We start from the raw sequence: 22,510 nt of genomic DNA on the forward strand, positions 1-22,510 counted from the left end.
CGTATTTTTGCACCTCAAATAAACACCCAATCTCTAACCTCCATCATCCAACAAAAAAATGAATTACGTTTCTGCAGAAAATCTTAGCAAATCATACGGCGTTAAAATCTTATTCAAAAATATCAATTTCCACGTGAACGAAGGCGACAAAATTGCTATCGTTGCCAAAAATGGGAGCGGAAAGTCTACCCTTCTGAAAATCCTGATGGGCAAAGAAATTGCCGACAGCGGAACAACGGTTATTAACAAAGACATTCAGGTAGTTTTGTTTGACCAGGAAATTGATTTTGACCCGAAATTGTCTGTAGAAGAATTTATGATGACTTTGGATTCTGCCCCAATTTTAGCTTTGAAAAAATACCATTACGCATTAACTTCTGAAAATCCTGATGATATGGAAGCGGCTTTGGCAGAGATGGAAATCCATAAGGCTTGGGATTTGGAAAACGAAATGGAACAAATCCTTTCTCAGCTCAAAATCACAGATTTGAAAGCGAAAATGGGAACGCTTTCCGGCGGACAAATCAAGAGAATTGCGCTTGCAAAACTTTTGACAGAAACCAGAGCTGAACATCGCCATACCTTATTGATTATGGATGAACCGACCAACCACTTGGATGTGGAAATGGTAGAATGGCTGGAAAACTATCTGAGTAAGGCTAAAATCACTTTGCTTCTCGTAACGCACGACCGTTACTTTTTGGATGCCGTTTGCGACAAGATCTGGGAAATGGAAGACGGCAATCTCTACCTACACAACGGAAGTTATGCGACTTATCTTGAGAACAAAATGATTCGTGAGGACAATCTGAACTCAACGATTGATAAAGCACAAAACCTTTACAGAAAGGAGTTGGAATGGATGAGACGACAGCCAAAAGCAAGAACCACGAAGTCCAAATCCAGACAAGATGACTTCTACGAAACCGAAAAAGTAGCGAAAACCGACACCAGAAAAGAAAAGCTGGAACTGGATTTCGAAATGAAAAGATTGGGAAATAAAATTCTTGAACTTCGGGACATCAATAAAAGTTATGGTGAGAAAGTTTTATTCAAAGATTTTTCTTACCAATTCCAAAGAGGTGAAAAAGTGGGAATCGTTGGAAAAAACGGTGCCGGAAAATCGACTTTACTGAATATCATCCAAGGTTTTGAACCAAAAGATTCCGGCGAAATAGAAACCGGAGAAACGATTAAATTCGGCTATTTTGCACAGAAAGGTTTGCAATATAAAGAGGACGAAAGAGTGATTGATTTCATAAAAGAAATCGGTGAGAATTTCCCTTTGGCTAATGGTAAAACCATCTCTGCTTCTCAGTTCTTAAGATTATTCTTGTTTGATGACCAAACGCAATATTCGCCCATTTCAAAATTGTCTGGTGGAGAAAAACGTCGTCTGCACTTGATGTATATTCTTTATCAAAACCCAAATTTCCTGATTTTTGATGAGCCGACGAATGATTTGGATTTGCCTACATTGACGGTTCTTGAGAATTTTCTTCAGAATTTCCAAGGCAGTTTAATCATCGTTTCGCACGACCGTTATTTTATGGACAGAATTGTGGACCACGTTCTGGCTTTTGAAGGTGACGGAAAAATCAAAGAATTTGTTGGGAATTTCTCAGAATACAGAGAACATCTGAAAAACGAGGAGAAAAATCCAAAAGAAGAAAAGTTGGAAGCTGGAAGTCGGAAGTCAGAAGATACAACGATTCCGCTCAATGTGACCAACCAACAATCAGCAACCAACAACCAGCAACCAAAAAAGAAATTATCTTTCAAAGAACAACACGAGTTGGAAACCATCGAGAAAGAAATGCCAAAGCTGGAAGAGAAAAGAGCCGGAATATTAGAACAACTCAACAACGAATCTGACTACGACAAAATCTCAAAACTATCTTCCGAATTAGAGTCGATTTCCGGAAAATTGGAAGAATTTGAAATGCGTTGGTTGGAGCTTCAGGAATAATTGATAAATATCATAAAATCATAATATTTTGATTTTAAGTCAATTAAATCATATTTATATTATTATTTAGAATTATTTAAAATAATACTGGGTAGGTGTTAACACATTTTATACTTTTGCACAGTTTTTAAATATTCTAAATAAACTATGAGAAAAAATGCTGTTGCAATAGGTCTTATTACTTTGTCTGTTTTTGGCTACGGTCAGGAAAAGAAAACAGATTCACTGAATGTAAGAACCATAGAAGATGTCAAGCTTCATAAAGCGGGAAATCCGAATAAGGCAAAAACTTTCACTACCAAGTCCAACCTTTACGTGATGGAAAATCCGCAGGCCACTGCTATTGTAACTCACGAAATCATCGAACAACAACAGGCACAGCAATTGTCGGATGTCGTACGAAACATCAACGGAATGTATATTACTTCTGCTAGAGGTGGTTCTCAGGATAGTTTCGGTGCAAGAGGTTACACTTTTGGCAACGAGAATATATATAAAAACGGTGCTCGTGTCAACAGCGGTATTTTTCCAGAAGTTTCGGGAATGGAAAGAGTGGAAGTTCTGAAAGGCGGTGCGGCCATTCTTTACGGAAATGTAGCACCCGGCGGAATCCTCAATATGATTACCAAAAAACCATTATTTCACCAAGGAGGAAGCGTTGCCTTGAGTGCGGGAAGTTGGGACAATTATAAAGTAGCTCTGGATTTCCACGATGCACTTTCAAAAAGTTCTGCGTTCCGTGTGAATGGTGCTTTTGAAGATAAAGGCAGTTTCCGTGATAATATAACGTCTCAAAAATATTACTTCAACCCAAGTTTTCTTTTCAATATCTCAGACAAAACGCAATTAATCGTTGAAGGTGACTATCTGAAAAATTATTTCACTCCGGACTTTGGAATTGGAACATTGGTTCTGGACACAAAAACTTCCAGGTCTGTGATCAACGATTTACTTGACATTCGTAAAAATGCTGGTGTTGATTTTCAGTATCAGAACGCACAAATGGCTACAAGCACGGTCACCTTGAATCATCAAATCAACAACAACTGGAACTTGAATGTTGTTGGTTCTTATCAGAATTATACCAAAGATTTTTTCGGGAATGAAAGAATGCAGTGGAATTTTCAGCCTAACAACGGTTCTTATCTTTGGAACAGAAGTTTGACCAAGACTTATAACGAACAAAACTACGGTTCTTTGCAAGCTAACTTAAACGGAGAATTCAAGACGGGACAAGTTAAACATAAACTACTTTTCGGTGCAGACGCTGACTATCTTCAGTCTGACAGTTATACCTATTTTCTACAAAAACAAAATGGAAGCTGGAACAATGGCGCTTTAACTTATGGAACCAACGGGAATAACGCCAGTGGAAACGTTCTTTTAACAGATGAATCTACTTGGGCTTCAGGTTACAAACCAGAAACATCAAAACAAAGTTTGACAAGAACACCAACAAGAAGAGCTGGCGTCTACCTTCAAGATTTGGTTTCCATAACCGAAAAATTCAAATTGCTGGCTGGAATCAGATGGTCTTATTTGGAGAATATGCCGGTTTTGAAAACTAATTATCAATTTGATACACAAAATTTCAGCAAAACATCTACAGCTGGTAAACTTAGTAAAAATGCCTTCTCACCAAGAGTTGGCTTAGTTTATGAATGGACAGAAAGCTTGATGACGTTTGCCAGTTACACCAATTCATTTGTTCCAAATACAGGAAATGACATTAATGGTCAATCGCTGGACCCGTCAATTGTAGACCAATGGGAAGTGGGTTTCAAGAAAAATCTGTTTTCAAACACTTTAGCTTTTAATGCCACAGCTTATCAAATTGACAACAGTAATCTTGCACAGATGGCACCATTCAACAGTGTGGGACAAGTGAATACGGACACTAACATCAAAGAACTTACAGGTAAAACTCGAAGCCGTGGTGTGGAAGTTGACATTACCGGTAATCCTTTACCAAATCTTTCTGTAATAGCAGGATATTCTTATAATCATATGACCTACCTCGAAACACCAAACACGGATGGAAGTTTTATTGAAGGCGAAAGAATTGTAAGAACACCAATGAACACTGCCAATGCATCAGTTTTCTACACTTTTGATAAATATGTTAAAGGTCTTAAGATTGGAGCGACAGCATTTTATACCGGAAATCGTTATGGTGGATGGAATAACTTGAAGGATGCAAATGGTAATCAAAAAACAGATAGACTAATACCAATGACTGATTTTACTCAAGTTGATTTCAGCGTAGGTTATCAGTACAAAAAGTTCCTTATCCAAGGGAAATTGGCTAATGCTTTCAATGTTTTAAATTATAATGTTCACGAGAACTACTCGGTAAACCCAATTATGCCAAGAAACTTTTATGTGACTTTGACATATAAACTTTAATAAATATCAAATCAAATTTCTAAAAATAAAAGTGGAGTCATACATTTGTCTCCACTTTTTCAAATTTAAAAAACAAATATAAAAATGGATAAAATCAAGAATACAAAAACGTTTATGAGAATCACGCACCGATATCTGGGCTATTTTTTGGCTGGAATAATGGCTGTTTATGCTATCAGTGGCGTTTTGTTGGTTTACAGAGATACAGATTTTCTTAAAAAGGAAAAGAGTTATGAGAAGAAATTCGAGGCTAATTTGGATGAGAAAAAACTAGGAAAAGAAATCAAAATCAAAGGGTTTGAAGTGGAGAAAACGGAAGGAGATGTAATGTTTTTCAAGCAGGGAACTTATAATATGAAAACAGGAGAAGCAAAATATTCTAAAAAAGAATTACCATTCGTTTTAGACAAAATGACGAAACTTCACAAATCTCAATCCAAAGACACACTATCTCCACTGAATACATTCTTCGGAATTTCCTTATTTTTCTTTGTAATTTCTAGTTTCTGGATGTTTAATCCTAAGACAAAAGCTTTCAAACGCGGTATGGTTTTCACAGCTATCGGATTGGTAATTGCTTTGATTTTGACGTTTATTTAAACAATTAAATAAAATGCAGAGCCTTCAATAAAACATTAAGACTCCAGATTATAACCATTAATCCTACTCCGACAAACATTGCTTTAAGAGGTAATTTCCCTGCCAGTTTTGCAGCAATTGGAGCAGCTAGAACGCCTCCTAAAATCAAAGCGGCAATCAATTGCCAATGACTGATTCCGATGACTGAAAAGAATGTCAATGCACTGGCGAAGGTTACAAAAAACTCCGTTAAACTCACTGTTCCGATAATATAACGTGGGGTTTTTCCTTTCGAAATCAAGGTTGATGTGACTAATGGTCCCCAGCCTCCACCACCAAAGGAATCCAAGAAACCACCAGCTCCAGCAAGCCAACCAACCCTTTTGGTCTTTTTGCGTTTCTTATTTTTCTTAAAAGCATTGAACAAAATTCTGATTCCAAGGATGAAAGTGTATGTTGCCAGAATCGGTTTGATGATTCCGGCATATTTCTCCCCGAAATAAGACAAAAGCAATGCACCCAAAACTGCTCCGATAACTCCCGGAATCAAAATATTTTTGAATAATTTCTTATTGATATTCCCAAATTTATAGTGGCTAAATCCGGAAGCGCCGCTGGAAAACATCTCTGCTGTATGAATACTGCTACTGATTGCCGGCAAAGGAATCCCTATATACAAAAGTGCGGCTGTGCAAGTCACACCATAGCCCATTCCTAATGCGCCATCAATCAATTGTGCTAAAAATCCGACCAAAAATAACCAGAAAAATCGTTCATCTGTATTATGATTCAGATATTGATAAGCAACTTGCAAATCTTTGAATCCGATATAAAATGACACTATATTTCCTATCAGCAAAACGACAAATGCCCAGAAAAACACAGTTGCAATCCTTCGCCATTTCTTCTCGCCATTAATAATGAAAAGAGATTTCCTCTCTTGCGAATCATTATTTCCACGAAAGAAAAAATCTTGATCAGAAGGGAGACTTGGAGCGAAATATAAGTTTTTTCTTTCTTTAATTTTATTAATTATCAATTGATCTTGAGCAGAATCTTCTGTCGCCACAATGAACAAATCTGCAATTTCTAAATATGAATCATCAAAATCCTCATTAATAATCCTGACCGAAGTATTTTCCAGCAACAGGTTTTTGATATCATCAGAAAGTCTCTTGGCAAGAACGCTGATATTAGCATCCGGAATATTCTGCATCAAATCATTGAGCTGTTCAGAAGCTAACTTTCCACCGCCGACAATCAGGATTTTGTTAGTCGATGCATTGATAAAAACCGGAAGTGAAATTTTGGATGTCAAGGTTTTTCTTATTTAAAATTATTGAATTAAACCTGCACCGACTGTTACAAAACTGGATTCATCGATAAAGATGATTCCGCCGTTTGTCGCCAAATCTTTGTAAGAATCATAAGCCAAAGGTTTTGCTGTTTTTAATTTTAATTTTACAATTTCGTTGAGAGAAACTTGTTCCACTTCCTGCTTTTCCAGAGTATTGACATCGAGTTTGTATTCAATTTCTTTGATGACACCTTTTACTTGAGTTGTGTTGTTTTGAATCAAATATTTTGCACCAGATTTCAGCGGTTTATCGCCCATCCAGCAAACGAGAACTTCTAATTCCTGTTCAATTTTTGGAAGGTCGTCGGATTTTACAATCAAATCGCCACGGCTGATATCAATATCATTTTCCAAATGCAAAATCACACTTTGAGGAGCAAAAGCTTCTTCTACTTTTTCCTGATTGATTTCGATGGCTGAGATTTTACTTTCAGTTCCGGAAGGTAAAATCGTCACCGAATCTCCAACTTTGTAGATTCCGCTGGAGATTTTCCCTGCGTAACCACGGTAATCGTGAAGTTCATCTGTCTGAGGACGAATGACGTATTGCACCGGAAATCTCGCTTTGTCCAGATTGATTGTATTTTCCAATTCCACAGATTCCAGATAATCCAATAAAGTTTTTCCCTCATACCAATTCAGGTTTTCAGATTTATCAACGATATTGTCACCATCTAAAGCCGAAATTGGAATATAAACGACATTATTCAATGACAGCTGTTCTGCCATTTCTGAATAGTCATTTTTGATATTGTTAAAAATGTCTTCGGAATAATTAACCAAATCCAGTTTGTTAATCGCCACTACAACATTCGGAATGTTAAGTAATGATGCAATAATCGAATGCCTTTTGGTTTGTTCTATGATTCCGTTTCGAGCGTCAATCAGGATGATAATCAAATCCGAATTGCTGGCTCCGGTAATCATATTTCGGGTGTACTGAACGTGACCGGGTGCATCCGCAATAATAAATTTCCTTTTAGGTGTGGAGAAATATTTGTACGCCACGTCAATGGTGATTCCCTGTTCACGTTCTGCTCTCAAACCATCTGTTAACAAAGCTAAATCAAGTTCGCCATCATTCTTGAATTTGCTGGCGCGTTCAACAGCTTCCAACTGGTCTATCAGAATGTTTTTGCTATCGTATAATAATCTGCCTATCAGTGTGCTTTTTCCGTCGTCTACACTTCCTGCTGTGATGAATCTTAATATGTCCATTTTTTTGATAATTGATAGTTAATAGTTGATAAATGATTTTACAATTAGCTTTAGATTATAATCATTCATCAATTATCATTCATCATTAATAATTAAAAATAACCTGCTTTTTTTCTGTCCTCCATTGCGGCTTCCGAAGTTCTGTCGTCTATTCTTGTTTCGCCTCGTTCGCTGGTTTTGGTGGTGATAATTTCGGCAATCACCTGCTCTAGATTACTCGCTTCCGATAATACTGCTGCAGTACATGTCATATCGCCAACTGTTCTGTAGCGAACTTTTTCTGTGGTCACGACATCATTTTCATCAAGATTGACAAACTCGTTCATTGCGATGAATTGATTATCTAAATTGAGAACTTCGCGTTCGTGTGAGAAGTAAATCGAAGGTAATTGAATATTCTCTCTCAAGATGTAATTCCAGACGTCTAATTCTGTCCAGTTACTGATTGGAAACGCTCTCACTTGTTCTCCTTTGTGGATTTTTCCGTTGTAAGTGTTCCAAAGCTCGGGACGCTGAAGTTTCGGATCCCATTGCCCAAAATCGTCGCGAACGGAGAAAATACGTTCTTTGGCTCTGGCTTTTTCCTCATCACGTCTTCCGCCACCAATGCAACAGTCGAATTCGAATTCTTCAACGGTGTCCAACAATGTGAAAGTCTGCAGTGCGTTTCTGCTCGGCAATTTACCTTTGGGTTCTCTCAAACCTTTTTCTTTAATAGTGTCTTCTACTTTTCTTACAATTAGTTTTTCTCCAATCTGCTCAGCTAATTGGTCACGAAATTCCAGAACTTCGGGAAAATTATGACCTGTATCGATGTGAACTAACGGAAATGGAAATTTGCCTGGACGAAAAGCTTTTAGTGCTAGATGAACGAGGGTAATGCTGTCCTTACCTCCACTGAAAAGCAAAGCTGGACGTTCAAACTGCCCCGCAACTTCCCTGAAAATATGAATGGCTTCGGATTCTAACTGCTCCAGATAATCCAAATGATATTTTGACATTTTAATCTTAATTAATTGTTATTTATGAACGTGAAGTCCACATTCTTTTTTGCTGGCATCTTCCCACCACCAGCGACCTGCACGAAAATCTTCGCCTGGCTGAATTGCTCTTGTACAAGGCGCGCAACCAATGCTAACGAAACCTTTGTCGTGCAAAACATTATAAGGAATATTATTTTTTTTAATGTAATCTCTTACTTGTTCCGTTGTCCAGAATAGGATTGGATGATACTTGATGATTTGGTTCGACTCATCCCATTCGAATTGAGAAAGATTTTCTCTCGCTACAGAATGTTCTGCTCTGAGTCCTGTAATCCAGATTTTGTTACCTTTCAATGCTCTTTTCAACGGATGAACTTTTCTAATCTCACAGCAGGTTTTCCTGTTCTCTACAGACCTGTAAAATGAATCCGGTCCATTGTCCTGAATGAATGGTTCCAATTCTTCCGGATTTGGGTAATAGGCTTTTATATGTAGTTTGTACTTGGATTTGGTTAAATTCCAAGTGTTATAAGTATCTTCGAATAATCGACCTGTGTCCAGCGTAAAAACTTTTATTGGTAAATCTTTGACCAAATCTGTAATTACTTGGTCTTCGAAACTAAAGCTTGTTGAAAAGCAAACTTCATCGGGAAAAGTATTTGTCAGAATCTCCAGAACTTCATCTATCGATTTTGATTCAATATTTTCATCTATAAGTTTTTGGTAAGTTTTTTTTAGTTCGTTCTCCATCATTCAATGTAATCAGGTACAAATTTAACAATTCATTCAATTTTGACCAAATTAGTATAATTTAAAATACGTTAAAAAATTAATAGAATCTTTTAACATCAATTTCGGATTCGAGATTCAAATTATTCTCGATAAAATCAAATAGTACTTTTGAAAAATAACTTCCGTTATAAACACCTCTTGCTCCCAATCCATTAAAGATGTAGAAATTCTGATATTTCTGATGCCTTCCTAAAATTGGTCTTCTGTCCGCAACCGTCGCACGAAAGGCTACATTGATATCTTGAATTTCAAAGTCATTTTTATAAATTCCCTTAAGTGCTGATTTTAATTCTTCGACTGATTCATCATTGATATTATTAGTTTTATCAAAACGGTCATAACTTCCACCGTAGTAATAGTTATCATTCTGAAGATTAAATAAGAAATGCTTTTTCTTAATAATGTAAGAGTCTGGAACTTTATTTAACTTAACTTTCAAACAATGGCCTTTGTTAGGTTGAATTGGAATATTACTAAAAAATGGATTAGTGTTGCTTGCAATACCTTCGCAGAAAATAAGATTTTTAAATGTGAAATTTTTATACGAATTGTTTGCAGTATCAATTAATTGATAATCGAATTTTTCTTTGATTAAATAATTGTTGTCTTCTAAATAATTCAATATATCTGTAAAGAAACTAGAAACATCAATTCTGCAGGATTGATTGACCTTTCCAGCTCCGAAAGAATTTTCAACAGACTCTAATTTTATAAAATCCGGGTTAAGGTAAGACTTCAAATCTTCTTTCTGAGAATTTTTGGTCCATTGCACTTTCTCGGAATCATTATGAAAAATTCGAACAACATTTTCATCAATCAAATAATTTTTGGAAGTATAAGTTTCTATTTCTTTGAAGATAACATCCAGATAATCGATTTGTTCCTGGGACTTCCAAAATGTATTAAATCTCTTCAGGATAACAGGATTACAAACGCCAGCAGAAATCTGAGAAGCGGAGATATTTTCATCATAAAAAATCTTGAAAGATTTCTTTTCCTTAATCAATTGATGAGCGAAGAAAACTCCAGCATATCCAGCTCCAACGATGATGTAATCTACCTGTTTCATAAAATAAAAAACCTGAGTAAAGATACTCAGGTTTTTTTATTTGGATTATGAGAAATATTAGTAATTCCACATATCATTTTCCATTTGAAGAATCTGTGCTTTGATTCTGTCGCTTTCTTCCAATTGGCCTTCTGCATCATTCGGAATATACTCATCGATGATACCGCTTCCGCCTCTACCAAGACCATTGTCCGCTTTATAGATTACTGATGAAAATCTTCTTGCATTAAGAACATCATCAAAAGTAATATCAGAAGTAGAGTTTTTAGCATTAAAGATATAATTGCTGCTTAGAACTTGTCTAGCATCCGGATAATAGATCCAGAAAAGATCAATTAAATCACCAGCTTCATTTAAGATAGAAGGATCAACCGGAGCTCCAGATTCTTGCATTTGTTGTGCTCTTTCTGCTTTTAGAATCGCCGCATTTGGATCTTCACCCATCGCTGCAATTCCAAGTAGTCTATATCTTAATTGAGTATCTCTCTTATCGATATACCACATTCCCATCAACTTAAGTGCCTTAACTTTTTCAGTTTTGGTTTCAGAAAAACCAACATTGGCTTCAATGTCACTTTTCTTGATTTTGTACCAAGAACCGTCTAAGTTCACAAGCATAGTCCCTGGTTCAATAGAAGGCGCTTTGGTTGTTTTTTTAACAGTTTTTTTCTTTTTACCTTTACCAGTAGTTACAGTTTCTTCAGTAGCAGCAGGCTGAGCAGCTCCGTTATACTCCAAAACATCCGCCAGTCTAGTAGAATATTTCATAAACATTCCATCAACTTGCTTGTTACCAGTTCCTTTTAATGAAGTAAAATATTTTAAAAGTCTTTGCGCTTCTGCATCTTCGATTTTATTAGCGTTCATTATTTCGGTAAAATAATTATCTACCATTGGAACAGACGTTGCAGCAGCAATTCCCTCAGGAGTTAATCTGCTTGTAAAATCATCGCCAGAATAAACTTCTTTTATTTTACCTGAATTAACAGCATCTAATAAGATCTGATAAAGAGACTTGTTTTGAGAAACCAAGCCATCAGCATTATGGTAAAAAGGCTGATTGATTTTATCATTCATATCAATAATCTCCCATACAACCATACTTCTTAAGATGTCTTTATCCTCGATAAATCCATATTTAAGAGGTGTAATACTATCTTTCTTAATCTCACGATCTTCTCTGAAAGTCTGTGGCGAATTAGCATTAAGAATGCTACTCTGTCCAAAAACCATTGTTGAGGAAAGACAAATTAAACTATATATAATCTTTTTCATAATAAGTATTGAAATATAAAATCAATCAGATAAACTGTTTTTTAATTTTTTATAGTGCACTAATAACAACCCCACTAATATTAGGAAGTACTACCCCACTTAATCCTTGTGCAGTTGCCTGAACATCAAAGATTGCTATGTTATCTCCAGATCTCAAGCCTTTTGTTAAAGGTTCAACAGGAGCTAATGAGTTTCCGTTTACAGTCATTACTGCTTTACCAGGAACTTTAACTTTGAAGCTTACAACGTTAAAAGACACAGGGAAATCAAAATCTTTAAGCGTAGCCGTTAAAGTTTGTTTTGAAATCATGTTTGCAGGCATAACGTCATAACTCTTACCTCTGATCTCTCCTCTTGGTGGAGGGATATTTTTAATTCTAAATTTGAAAGGCTGAGTAATTGTTTTTCCACTTGGTGATTTTCCAGCAATTGTAAGTGTAACCTCATTACCAGAACCTGGTGTAACATTCCATTTTCCACTGCTTCCGCTAACAGATGCACCAGCAGCTGATAAAGTAGTAGCACTAAGATCTGCACCTAAGATTGATCCTGAAACTGGGTTGGAAAGTCCTCTGTAAAGAACATTCATTTTGTCAGCTGCTAAGATTGCACCACTCTGTTCTTTAAGTGCTTCTGCACCAGAAACTACATTAAGTGTATGTGCATATGGAAGTGAATGTGCCTTTCCATTTTTATCGTTAAATGTAATAGTCCCTTGGAATTTTTGCTCTCCAGTAGAACCTGTATTAGGCGTAATAATACCTTGTCCATTTACAACTTGAGCTCCAGAAATTGATAGACCAGGTACTGAACTAGCAAAAGTTCCGATCGCCACTTTAATTTGAGCTGGTTCACCTTTCATAACTGAACTTGGTCCAGATACTAAAGCTTCGTAAGCATCAAATTTGATATCAGCATCCACTTTCTCCTGAAGCATAGAAGTGATTGCATCTGACTGCAAGTTTCTAGCTTCTGACTGTATAACTTCTAAGTTAGAAAGTGCAGCAACTAATGGTTGGTTATAAAATTTATACTGGATCCACCCTTTTGCAGCTCTTTTATCTCCCTTAGGAAAATCTGCAACAAGTGTTTTTTTAGCTCTTTCAGCAACATCTTTCAATTGAGGATTAGCTCCGAAAGTACTTACAATAAAATCTCTTAAGCCATTAATCTTAGCTTGAAGATCTGTAGCCGTTTTAGATGGGTTTTTTTCATCACCATCTTTAAAGAAGTTATTAGTAGCTGGCTCAGTATTGTTAAGAGCAGTAAAACTTTCTTCAACAGCCAAAGTAGGATTGTACTCAGCTTCGGTGCTCATTTTAGTTTTAAGGTCTTCGATAAAATTAACTAATTCGTTAGTTTTTCCTTCTAAACCTTTATACTGATCTAACAATGGACCATAGTTTTCTGGTGAAGAAACAGCCTTAGCTTCTAAAGTCTTTTTGAAAATCTTATCATTCTTGTCCTGAACTGTAAGTCTGGTATCAGTTAATGATTGATTGGTATCTTTATATGATCTGATGATTTCCTGATCGATCTGCATTGCAAGCATCGCAATGAAAACCAAATACATCAGGTTAATCATCTTCTGACGTGGTGTCTGTTTACCTCCTGCCATTTTAATACAATAATTTAAATGTTAAACAATAATTAAAATGATAGTGATTAAGACTTCATTGCGCTAAGCATGCCACCATAAACTCTGTTAAGGCTATTAAGATTAGAAGTTAAACCTTGTAATTCCTCATTGAATTTTTCTGATTGTGCTGCAGATTTCTGGATATCTTCAACATATTTTTTACTGAACTCAGACTGTTTTTGACCTTGTTCCAATTGTAAAGCATATAAAGCATTCATACTCTCAAGGTGAGAAGCAGCAAGATTCAATTGCTCGTTATATTTGTGAGTAGAAGCAGAAACATCTACAGTTTGGTTGATTTGATCTACGGAAGATGAGAATTTATCAATTCCGCCTCTTAATCTTTCGAATAAGCTTACGTCTAATTTAGCATCAGCTAACATTTTGTCAAGCTTGTCAGATAATGAAACTTCCAATTCTTTATTTTCTACTTTAGCAACAACTTTTCTTGGTTGTCTTTCAGCAGACTCATCCAATAATTCTGGGTAAACGTTTTCCCAAGCATAATTTTCTTCTTTTGCTGGTGGATCGAATGCGAAGAACAAGAAGATGATTGCTTCTGTAATCAAACCTGCAGCAAGTGCTACGTTACCAGTAATAGGTCCTACGTGCCAGTGCGTCATTTTGAATAAAGCACCTAAGATTACGATAGCTGCACCAAACGAATAAACAAAGTTAGTTATTGATTCTTTAGTTTTAAACATTTTTTCAATTTTTAGTTAGTTAGTAAAAGTTAGTTTATTTTATAATTTATTTTGTTTTTCTTGTGAATTTACCTGCTCCAGCTGGAATATCCTGGATAGTTCTGAACCCGATATAACTTCTTGCAGAATCTTTTCTTTCCCAATCTCTGTACCCAGTCATTAATAGATAACCTACATCTTTCCAAGAACCACCTCTTACAGTTTTCTTAACTTCTCTGTAAGCTTGGTTAGATAAATATGGATTTAAAGTTGATGAGAATTCGTAAGTTGAGTTATTGTAAGGAGACTCTGTCCATTCTGCAACATTTCCTGCCATATCATACAAACCATATCCATTTTTAGGGAATTTTTTTACAGGACCTGTGTAAGTATAGGTTCCTTTTTTCTCATCTTCTATATAAGTACCTCTTTTAGGTTTGAAGTTGGCTAAGTAGCATCCTCTATCATCCTGCAAATAAGGCCCTCCCCAAGGATAAGTAGCATTTTGGATTCCACCTTTTGCAGCATACTCCCATTCAGATTCTGTTGGAAGACGGAATCTCATAGCTTTTTGCTTTTTCTTTTTAAGACTGTTGTTATAATCGGTTTTGATTTTAGTTTTGAAATCACAATAAGCTCTAGCCTGATCCCAAGTTACACCAACAACAGGATATTCTTTATAGGCATTATGCCAAAAATATTGATCAAACAAAGGCTCATTGTAAGCATAGTTAAAATCCTTAACCCAAACTGTAGTGTCTGGATAAACGGCAATACTTTCTTTCTTAAGATACTTAGTCCCTCTATCTTTATCTTTTACCGCAGAAGCAACATCTTCCCACTGATAATTATATTTAATCTTAGACCAATCAATGATTCTTTCATTATTGATTCTCTTTTCAGCAGGTAAGTACATAGATTCTAAAACCTCTGCATATTTCTCATCCGGATAAGCTGAAGTATTATAAGTTAATGGTACTTTTTTATCTAATTTTTTAGATTCATCATAACCATCTCTACCACCTTGAGATTCCAAAAATTTCTGATAAGGACTTGCCTCTTCACCAGTTTTTTTAGAAGCATAAGCATAGTCAGCAATAGACCCGCCGTTTCCGCCTTCTTCTCCTCCACCTTCTCCAGCAGCTTCAGCTAATAAGCCTCTGGCAATTGAATCTCTAACAGCATTGATGAAAACACGATATTCTGCGTTTGTAACCTCTGTCTCATCCATAAAAAAGGAAGAAACTGTCACAGTTTTTGGCATTGCTTTCTCCGGTGTACTCGCAAAGTCCTGATCTGCCATACCCATTACAAAAGATCCACCAGGAATTGGAACCATCCCATAAGGTCTTTCTGCTATAAATGATTTTGAAGATCCTCTTGGAACAAGCTCACCCTTGATTCCGGGGTTACCTGTAATACCTTTCCCTCCACCTTTGGAACAAGAAATGATAACCGAAGTTGACAACAATATAAATAATATCCTTTTCATCCTATTTTAAAGAAATTAAGCGGTAAATATATAATTTTTTTTATGAATAATTATCAATTTTAATTGAAAACGTAATTTGTTAAAGAATATTTCACAAACTACAAAATTATTCTACAGTAACTGATTTTGCTAGGTTTCTAGGCTGATCTACATTAGCTCCTCTAGCCACAGCAATATAATATGATAATAGCTGTAAAGGTACAGATGCTAAGATTGGAGAGAAGCATTCTGATGTCTCAGGAATCTCTATAATATAGTCCGCCATTGCAGAAACTTGCATATCACCTTTGTTGACAATTGCAATTACTTTTCCCTTCCTAGCTTTGATTTCTTGTACATTACTCACAATCTTATCATAATGTCCAACTTTTGGAGCAATAATAACAATTGGCATATTTTCATCAATCAAAGCAATAGGTCCGTGCTTCATTTCAGCAGCAGGATAACCTTCAGCATGAATGTAAGAAATCTCCTTTAATTTAAGAGCTCCTTCCAAAGCTGTAGGGAAATTGTAACCTCTACCTAAATACAAGAAATTGGTAGCATCAACAAATTTGGAAGCAATTGTTTTAACTGTTTCATCTACTGAGTTAAGAACGTCTTCTACTTTTTTCGGAATAGCATTCAATTCAGTAATTAATCTCATGAAATCTGCTTTTCCAAGATTTCCATTATGATTACCTAACTTAATTGCAATTAATGATAATATTGTTAATTGTGCAGTGAAAGCTTTTGTAGAAGCTACACCAATTTCTGGTCCAGCGTGTGTATAAGCACCAGCATCTGTGTAACGAGCGATTGAAGAATCGACAACATTACAAATTCCAAAAACGAAAGCCCCTTTTTCTTTAGCTAATTTGATGGCAGCCATTGTATCAGCCGTTTCACCCGATTGGGAAATTGCAATAACTACATCTTTAGAACTTATAATTGGATCTCTGTATCTGAACTCTGAAGCATATTCTACTTCTACCGGAACTCTGGCAAACTCTTCAATAAGATATTCGCCTATTAATCCGGCATGCCAAGAAGTACCACAAGCAATGATGATAATTCTTTCCGCATTAGTCAACCTATCTAAATGATCCCAGATACCAGCCATTTTAATGATTCCTTCATCAACCAAAAGGCGGCCTCTCATTGTATCGTGAATAGACTTTGGCTGTTCGAAGATTTCTTTTAACATAAAATGATCGTAACCACCTTTTTCTATTTGTTCCAGATTAAGTCTCAGCTCTTGAATAGCAGGCTCGATTTTAGCATTTTCTTTAATTGTTCTTATGTCGATTCCAGATTCTAAAGAGATTGTCGCCATGTGACCTTCTTCAAGGTAAACTGCTTCTTTTGTAAATTCAACAAATGGTGATGCATCAGAAGCAACAAAATACTCGTTTTCACCAATACCAACAGCTAAAGGAGAACCTAATCTCGCAACTACTAACTGTCCTGGAAAATCTTCATGCATCACAGAAACCGCATAAGCGCCATAAACTTCGTTCAAAGCATATCTTACAGCTTCCGGAAAGTCTAAAGCAGGCTCTTTATCCATAAAATACTGGATAAGATTTACTAAAACTTCTGTATCTGTTTCAGATTTAAACTCGTAATCTTTATTGATAAGCATTGTTTTAATCGTATCATAATTTTCTATAATACCATTATGCACAATTGCAATTTTACCATTATTAGAAAGGTGTGGATGAGAATTGTTATCACTAGGAACACCGTGTGTAGCCCATCTTGTGTGACCCATCCCTAATTTAGCAGTTTCCTTCAAACCTTTTGAAATTGCGACAAGATCATCTACTTTTCCTTTGGTTTTTTTAACTTCCAAATCTCCGTTTTGAGATTCTAAAATAATCCCAGCACTGTCATAACCACGATATTCCAGACGACGCAACCCGTTGATTACTATATCATATGCATCTCTAAAACCTGTATATCCAACAATTCCACACATAGTTTATGTTTTTATTTTTTAGTATATATTATTCTAAGCTGAGCTACCTTAGAAGTATTTAATATTTTTTCACCCGCATTACCCAGATTATTTATATCTGTTCCTTTAAGCACGATACGGTACGGATTATAAGCTCTGTCATTATATGCTTGTCCTAATAAAAGACCAGTAGAAGCATCACTTAAATAACTTCCGACATTAACAATAAAGTCTTTTCCTTTTGTAACATCATAAGTCTCATCTTCGATAATTTTCTTTAAAGATGCCGTAATTCCTATATCATAAGATGCATTTTCTGTAGAAAGATTAGCTGTTTTTATTAATGAATAGCCTGCACTAGCCAACTCTGTCATATCTGGTAAAAATCCAGTTTCATTATTTTGGCGAACGATTAAACTGCTTGGTTTTCTGTATGAATTTTTCCAAGTTGTATCATCATTGAATAAACGAAGTTTTGCAGAAACGATTCCTACTTTATTCTCCTTATATAGTTTTTTAAGCGATAAAATAGTACCAGCAGGGATTCTTAAACCAATACTACTTCCGCCCATTCCTTGCATATATAGCTTATCAGCTGCAGTAACTGAAAACTGAGGCACTTCAGGTTTATCCAAATCTTTAGCCTTAACAGCTAAGCCCATTGCAGTCGTATAATCAGTAGGCCTATTGAAAATAATACTACTAAAATGAGTATTACCAGATCCTAAATTCAAAGTAGTTTGTGCTTTTGTCCTTGTAACGGTTCCATCTGTTGCAGTAACATCGTTCTTATAATAAATTACAATTCCTGCATCGTTAGGTGCCATAGAAAAAAGGTAACCTTTTGGCTCATCAACAGAAATGCTGATTCCTTTGAAATATCTGATAAAAGAAGCCGCATCCTTTAAAACCTGATTACCTTGTTTAGCGATAATTTTATCTTGGAAAAATGGTTTATCCAGTGGGATACGAAGAGAAACTGCATTATTTACCAATTCGGTACCATCTGAATCTTTTGTAATCACAACAGAGTTTATTGTTCCATTAAATGATTTGGATCCAATCTCCGAACCTATCGCAAAAGCTTTATTAGAAGATAATGAATCTGAAGCTCCGCCCATAAAGTCGGTTACTTCATTCACTTTTATATTAACGACTAATTTATCTTTTCCGTTTTTGGTTCTTCCGTATTTGCTTACAGGATATGTCGTAACTACCTTTTTAGCAGCAACAGAACCATCTGGGTAAATATAATCTTCGGTTGTATTTGTAGTAAGAGAATCTGTAGCGTATCTCGGCTTCAAAGTAAGAACTACAGAGTCGATAACAGGATTTTTTCCAAAATCAGGATTATAAGTATCCAATCTTAACTGAGTAAGGTATGATACTTTCTGACTTCCGAAAACATCCTCTTCAAAATTACCTATTCTAACACTATCCAGTTTAGACGCATCTGATTGGATAACATCATTATTATTAATATTGTAAGCGATAATACTATATGCTTGATCCGCACCATCTGCTCCTTCTACCAATTGAGACCCTAGATCATCTAAATCTCCTTCACAAGAATTTAATACAATTACTCCCATCAACAAGAACGGAAGCAACTTCATTAATGTTTTTATTTTTATCATTATTTTATGAACAATAGTAATTAATAAACCTGAGCTATAGAATCTGCATTCAGATAGTCTGATTTTTCAGCATCTGCTTTCCCATAAGCCTCCTCAAGTTTTTCTTCAAGAAATTCATTTCCTTTTACGATGACATCTACATAATCCATACTTGCATTAACAAAATTCAAGAAGCTTGGTTTATCTAACGATTGTAGACCAGAAATATTATCGAATTCCAAAATTTCTTTGGTATTTTCATTCAACGGAATATCATCCTCATTATATACAGAAAGAACAATTTTGGTATCTTTGAAATAAGTATCGTCTTTGTAATAAGTTTTCAAATAAATCGGGATTAAAGCTGACATCCATCCATTTAAATGGATAACATCCGGAACCCAGTTTAGTTTTTTGATAGTTTCTATAACACCTCTTGCAAAGAAAACAGCTCTCTCGTTGTTATCTTCAAATGGTGCTCCTTCGTCATCAAAATAATATTGTTTTCTTTTGAAGTACTCTTCATTATCAATGAAATAAACCTGCAAACGCTCACCAGGTAAAGAAGCAACTTTAATAATCAATGGTTGATCCAGATCATTAATAATGATGTTCATCCCAGAAAGTCTGATTACCTCGTGTAATTGGAATTTTCTTTCACTGATTTGTCCGAATCTAGGCATAAAAACCCTTACATCGTTACCTCCGCCGTGCATTTTCAGCGCCATTTTGTGTACCAAGCTCCCGATATTTGTCTCCTCTTGGTAGGGAAACATTTCCGTAGTAACGTATAAAATCTTTTGATTAGGCATAAAATTTACTTTAAACGAAGTACAAAAACTTCATTTTGCAAAATTACAAAAAATTAAATCAAAACATTTATTTTCCTTAATATTAATACTTAACATTCAAACATATTATATATCAACAAGTTAATTATAGCTAAATGTTAATTTCTAAATGAAACAATGGATTTATTAAACATTACAAGTCACTCAATTACAATTTTTATCATTTAAATGTTTTTAAATTTGAATGAAACTATCTGGATTCTAATAAAATCAATCTAAAAACTATTACCTTTGAACTATAAACATCAATATAATAATGCAGGTTTTCTACGATTACAATTCATTTTCAAATTATATTAATACTCAAAAAAAACAAGGCAAATCAATAGGTTTCGCACCCACAATGGGAGCCTTGCACGAAGGACATATTTCACTTTATCAGGAAGCGAGAAAGGAAAACGATATTGTAGTATCTTCTATTTTTGTTAATCCTACTCAGTTTAATAATCCTGAAGATCTTGAAAAATATCCTAGAACCATAGAAGATGACATCAAGAAATTAGAAAATTCAAATCTTGTAGATGCAGTATATATTCCGAGAGTTGAAGATATCTATCCTAACGGGATGGAAAGGAAAAGTTACAATTTTGGAGGAATCGAAAACGAAATGGAAGGCGCTGCCAGACCAGGACATTTTGATGGTGTTGGAACAGTTGTAGAAGAATTATTCCGACAAGTACAACCAGACAACGCTTATTTTGGAGAAAAAGATTTTCAGCAATTAAAAATCATCGAAAAATTGGTTGAAGTTTTGGATTTGAAAATCAAAATTCACGGTGTGAAAATCCATAGAGAACATAACGGATTAGCCATGAGTTCTCGTAATATGAGACTTTCTGAAACTGAAAAAGAAACTTCATCTATTATATATAAGACTTTGAAGCAGGTTAATGACTGGACAAAAACCTTAAGTATTTCTGATATCAAGGAAAAAGTTGAAAATATCTTCTGCCAAGGAGAAATGGCTTTGGAATATTTTATGATTGCGGATGAAGAAACTTTGAAAGAGGTTGATTCTTTATCAGAAAACAAAAACTACAGAGCTTTTATAGTTGTGAACGTTGGAAGCGTAAGATTAATTGACAATCTTCATTTGGATTAAAGATAGATTTAAACAAAAAAGAAGCTTCTTTTACAAGAAGCTTCTACACCAAATCACAAAATATTAATATGAAAAAAATTTACTTGCGTAAATTGTGACCTGGCTGGGATTCGAACCCAGGACCCATACATTAAAAGTGTATTGCTCTACCAGCTGAGCTACCAGGTCGGTCTTTGATGAATGATAATTGATGAGAGATAAATGATTAGAAAATTACAAATCAAATATCGATTATCTCTTATCTAAATTTTTGCAGTGCCTGCGACTGGACTCGAACCAGCACATCCTTAGGAAACCACCCCCTCAAGATGGCGTGTCTACCAATTTCACCACGCAGGCAAAAAAAAACCGTATCGCTACGGATTTATTTGCTAGTGACCTGGCTGGGATTCGAACCCAGGACCCATACATTAAAAGTGTATTGCTCTACCAGCTGAGCTACCAGGTCGGCCACTTCTTAAACTTAGCAACATATGTTGTTCCGTTTAGAGTGGTGCAAAGATAGGGCTTTTTTTAAAATCTCAAAATTTTTTTCGAACTTTGTTTAAAATAAAATTATGATTATTTCTCTATTGGGATATATGGGTAGTGGTAAATCTCACATTTCCAAAAACTTGAGCCAAAAAATAAATTTCACATTAATTGACCTTGATCAAAAGATTTCTGAAGAGCATCACCAAACAATCCCAGAAATCTTCCAAAACAAGGGTGAAATCTTCTTTCGAAAAGAGGAAAAAAGGATTTTGGAAGAAATTTTAAATTCAGAAGACAACATTATTTTAAGTCTTGGCGGAGGAACTCCTGTTTACTATAATAATATGGAAATCATCAATGAAAAATCTAAAAGTATATTTTTGAGAAGCTCTGTAAAAACTTTAACAGAACGTGTTCTTTTACAAAAACACACCAGACCTTTGATTTCCAAATTAGAAGATTCTAATGTTCCCGAGTTTATTGCTAAACATCTTTTTGAGAGAAATCCTTATTATTCTCAAGCTCATTTCACTGTTGATACAGATTCTAAAAGTGCTAATTTAATTTCAGACGAAATTATATCACTTTTAAAAATTTAATCTTCATCGTCTTTATTCTCATTGAAAAATACATCCCAATCATCATTATCCATATCTTCAGTAGAATCACCTGCAGAATAGTCGTCCATATCTCTTCTGTCCTTTTTGGTCGGTCGACCGATACCTTTTTGTCTGTAATAATCTTGTGAAGATTTTCTCATTGCCAAGATTTCATATTGGTCTTTCTCCGTCATATCAATTACATAGATAGAAACTAATTTGGCTCCTACTCTGCTCTTCGGTATATCTATAACTTTGATTTTATAATCGATTTGATTTTTTCTGATTTTTATAATATCTCCATTTTTCACTTCTTTAGAAGATTTTACAACATTTTCTCCTATGCTTACTCTATTTTTTTTTATTTCATCTGCTGCAATGGTTCTGGTCTTATAAAATCTTACACTCCATAAAAATTTATCTATTCTCATAATTTTTTATACTTTTGTCACGTTAAAATTAATCGC

General features: G+C 35.2%; 18 protein-coding genes and 3 tRNA genes. 5 read left to right on the top strand and 16 right to left on the bottom strand.

Annotated elements, in window-relative coordinates:
- Nucleotides 1–58: 58 nt before the first annotated feature.
- The 3 genes from BUR19_RS16940 to BUR19_RS16950 all read left to right on the top strand — a co-directional run bounded on the left by BUR19_RS16940 (nt 59) and on the right by BUR19_RS16950 (nt 4,975).
- Nucleotides 59–1,969: an ABC-F family ATP-binding cassette domain-containing protein gene (locus BUR19_RS16940; RefSeq protein ID WP_074236662.1), complete on the top strand. Its 1,911-nt coding sequence runs from the start codon at nt 59–61 to the stop codon at nt 1,967–1,969.
- Between the two features lie 147 nt (nt 1,970–2,116).
- Nucleotides 2,117–4,375 (top strand): TonB-dependent siderophore receptor, encoded by a 2,259-nt coding sequence (locus BUR19_RS16945; protein ID WP_074236664.1) that lies wholly within the window; start codon nt 2,117–2,119, stop codon nt 4,373–4,375.
- A gap of 84 nt (nt 4,376–4,459) precedes the next feature.
- On the top strand, nt 4,460–4,975 hold the full coding sequence (locus BUR19_RS16950; protein ID WP_074236666.1) for a hypothetical protein: 516 nt from the start codon (nt 4,460–4,462) through the stop codon (nt 4,973–4,975).
- A gap of 4 nt (nt 4,976–4,979) precedes the next feature.
- Here the strand turns inward: BUR19_RS16950 and BUR19_RS16955 are convergent, their stop codons facing one another.
- The 12 genes from BUR19_RS16955 to BUR19_RS17015 form a co-directional block, all read right to left on the bottom strand.
- Nucleotides 4,980–6,272: a TSUP family transporter gene (locus tag BUR19_RS16955; RefSeq protein WP_083600814.1), complete on the bottom strand. Its 1,293-nt coding sequence runs from the start codon at nt 6,270–6,272 to the stop codon at nt 4,980–4,982.
- An 18-nt stretch (nt 6,273–6,290) separates the two neighbouring features.
- Nucleotides 6,291–7,529 carry a sulfate adenylyltransferase subunit 1 gene (locus BUR19_RS16965; RefSeq protein WP_074236667.1) on the bottom strand — a complete coding sequence of 413 codons (1,239 nt, stop codon included), beginning with the start codon at nt 7,527–7,529 and terminating at the stop codon, nt 6,291–6,293.
- Nucleotides 7,530–7,621: 92 nt separating this feature from the next.
- Nucleotides 7,622–8,530: a sulfate adenylyltransferase subunit CysD gene (gene cysD / locus BUR19_RS16970; RefSeq protein WP_074236669.1), complete on the bottom strand. Its 909-nt coding sequence runs from the start codon at nt 8,528–8,530 to the stop codon at nt 7,622–7,624.
- A gap of 18 nt (nt 8,531–8,548) precedes the next feature.
- Nucleotides 8,549–9,262 carry a phosphoadenylyl-sulfate reductase gene (locus tag BUR19_RS16975; RefSeq protein WP_074237029.1) on the bottom strand — a complete coding sequence of 238 codons (714 nt, stop codon included), beginning with the start codon at nt 9,260–9,262 and terminating at the stop codon, nt 8,549–8,551.
- 79 nt (nt 9,263–9,341) lie between these two features.
- Entirely contained in the window at nt 9,342–10,373 is a 1,032-nt protein-coding gene (locus tag BUR19_RS16980; RefSeq protein WP_074236670.1) for an NAD(P)/FAD-dependent oxidoreductase, read from the bottom strand.
- 57 nt (nt 10,374–10,430) lie between these two features.
- Nucleotides 10,431–11,648 carry a type IX secretion system ring subunit PorN/GldN gene (gene porN / locus BUR19_RS16985; protein ID WP_074236672.1) on the bottom strand — a complete coding sequence of 406 codons (1,218 nt, stop codon included), beginning with the start codon at nt 11,646–11,648 and terminating at the stop codon, nt 10,431–10,433.
- A 49-nt stretch (nt 11,649–11,697) separates the two neighbouring features.
- Nucleotides 11,698–13,266, bottom strand: coding sequence for a type IX secretion system motor protein PorM/GldM (gene porM / locus BUR19_RS16990; RefSeq protein WP_074236673.1), 1,569 nt, complete (start codon nt 13,264–13,266; stop codon nt 11,698–11,700).
- Nucleotides 13,267–13,313: 47 nt separating this feature from the next.
- Nucleotides 13,314–13,991 (bottom strand): type IX secretion system motor protein PorL/GldL, encoded by a 678-nt coding sequence (gene porL / locus BUR19_RS16995; protein ID WP_074236674.1) that lies wholly within the window; start codon nt 13,989–13,991, stop codon nt 13,314–13,316.
- A gap of 46 nt (nt 13,992–14,037) precedes the next feature.
- The gene (gene porK / locus BUR19_RS17000; protein ID WP_074236675.1) at nt 14,038–15,462 is read right to left on the bottom strand and encodes a T9SS ring complex lipoprotein PorK/GldK; all 1,425 of its coding nucleotides are present in this window, start codon (nt 15,460–15,462) and stop codon (nt 14,038–14,040) included.
- Nucleotides 15,463–15,568: 106 nt separating this feature from the next.
- Nucleotides 15,569–17,422 (bottom strand): glutamine--fructose-6-phosphate transaminase (isomerizing), encoded by a 1,854-nt coding sequence (gene glmS / locus BUR19_RS17005; RefSeq protein ID WP_074236677.1) that lies wholly within the window; start codon nt 17,420–17,422, stop codon nt 15,569–15,571.
- 11 nt (nt 17,423–17,433) lie between these two features.
- Nucleotides 17,434–19,038, bottom strand: coding sequence for a DUF4270 family protein (locus BUR19_RS17010; protein ID WP_245799100.1), 1,605 nt, complete (start codon nt 19,036–19,038; stop codon nt 17,434–17,436).
- Between the two features lie 20 nt (nt 19,039–19,058).
- Nucleotides 19,059–19,829: a glycogen/starch synthase gene (locus tag BUR19_RS17015; protein ID WP_074236681.1), complete on the bottom strand. Its 771-nt coding sequence runs from the start codon at nt 19,827–19,829 to the stop codon at nt 19,059–19,061.
- A gap of 295 nt (nt 19,830–20,124) precedes the next feature.
- On the opposite strand from BUR19_RS17015, the gene panC reads away from it, so the two are divergent.
- The gene (gene panC / locus BUR19_RS17020) at nt 20,125–20,970 is read left to right on the top strand and encodes a pantoate--beta-alanine ligase (protein ID WP_074236682.1); all 846 of its coding nucleotides are present in this window, start codon (nt 20,125–20,127) and stop codon (nt 20,968–20,970) included.
- Between the two features lie 95 nt (nt 20,971–21,065).
- Here the strand turns inward: panC and BUR19_RS17025 are convergent.
- The 3 genes from BUR19_RS17025 to BUR19_RS17035 all read right to left on the bottom strand — a co-directional run bounded on the left by BUR19_RS17025 (nt 21,066) and on the right by BUR19_RS17035 (nt 21,418).
- A tRNA-Lys gene (locus BUR19_RS17025) sits at nt 21,066–21,138 on the bottom strand.
- Between the two features lie 88 nt (nt 21,139–21,226).
- A tRNA-Leu gene (locus BUR19_RS17030) sits at nt 21,227–21,309 on the bottom strand.
- 36 nt (nt 21,310–21,345) lie between these two features.
- Nucleotides 21,346–21,418, bottom strand: a tRNA-Lys gene (locus tag BUR19_RS17035).
- Nucleotides 21,419–21,527: 109 nt separating this feature from the next.
- Between BUR19_RS17035 and BUR19_RS17040 the strand changes: the two genes are divergently transcribed.
- Nucleotides 21,528–22,043: a shikimate kinase gene (locus tag BUR19_RS17040; protein WP_074236684.1), complete on the top strand. Its 516-nt coding sequence runs from the start codon at nt 21,528–21,530 to the stop codon at nt 22,041–22,043.
- Here the strand turns inward: BUR19_RS17040 and BUR19_RS17045 are convergent.
- Nucleotides 22,040–22,474 (bottom strand): RNA-binding S4 domain-containing protein, encoded by a 435-nt coding sequence (locus BUR19_RS17045; protein WP_074236686.1) that lies wholly within the window; start codon nt 22,472–22,474, stop codon nt 22,040–22,042. The genes BUR19_RS17040 and BUR19_RS17045 overlap by 4 nt on opposite strands.
- Nucleotides 22,475–22,510: the final 36 nt, after the last annotated feature.

The sequence above is a fragment of the Epilithonimonas zeae genome, from assembly GCF_900141765.1.
Taxonomy (GTDB): Bacteria; Bacteroidota; Bacteroidia; order Flavobacteriales; family Weeksellaceae; genus Epilithonimonas; species Epilithonimonas zeae.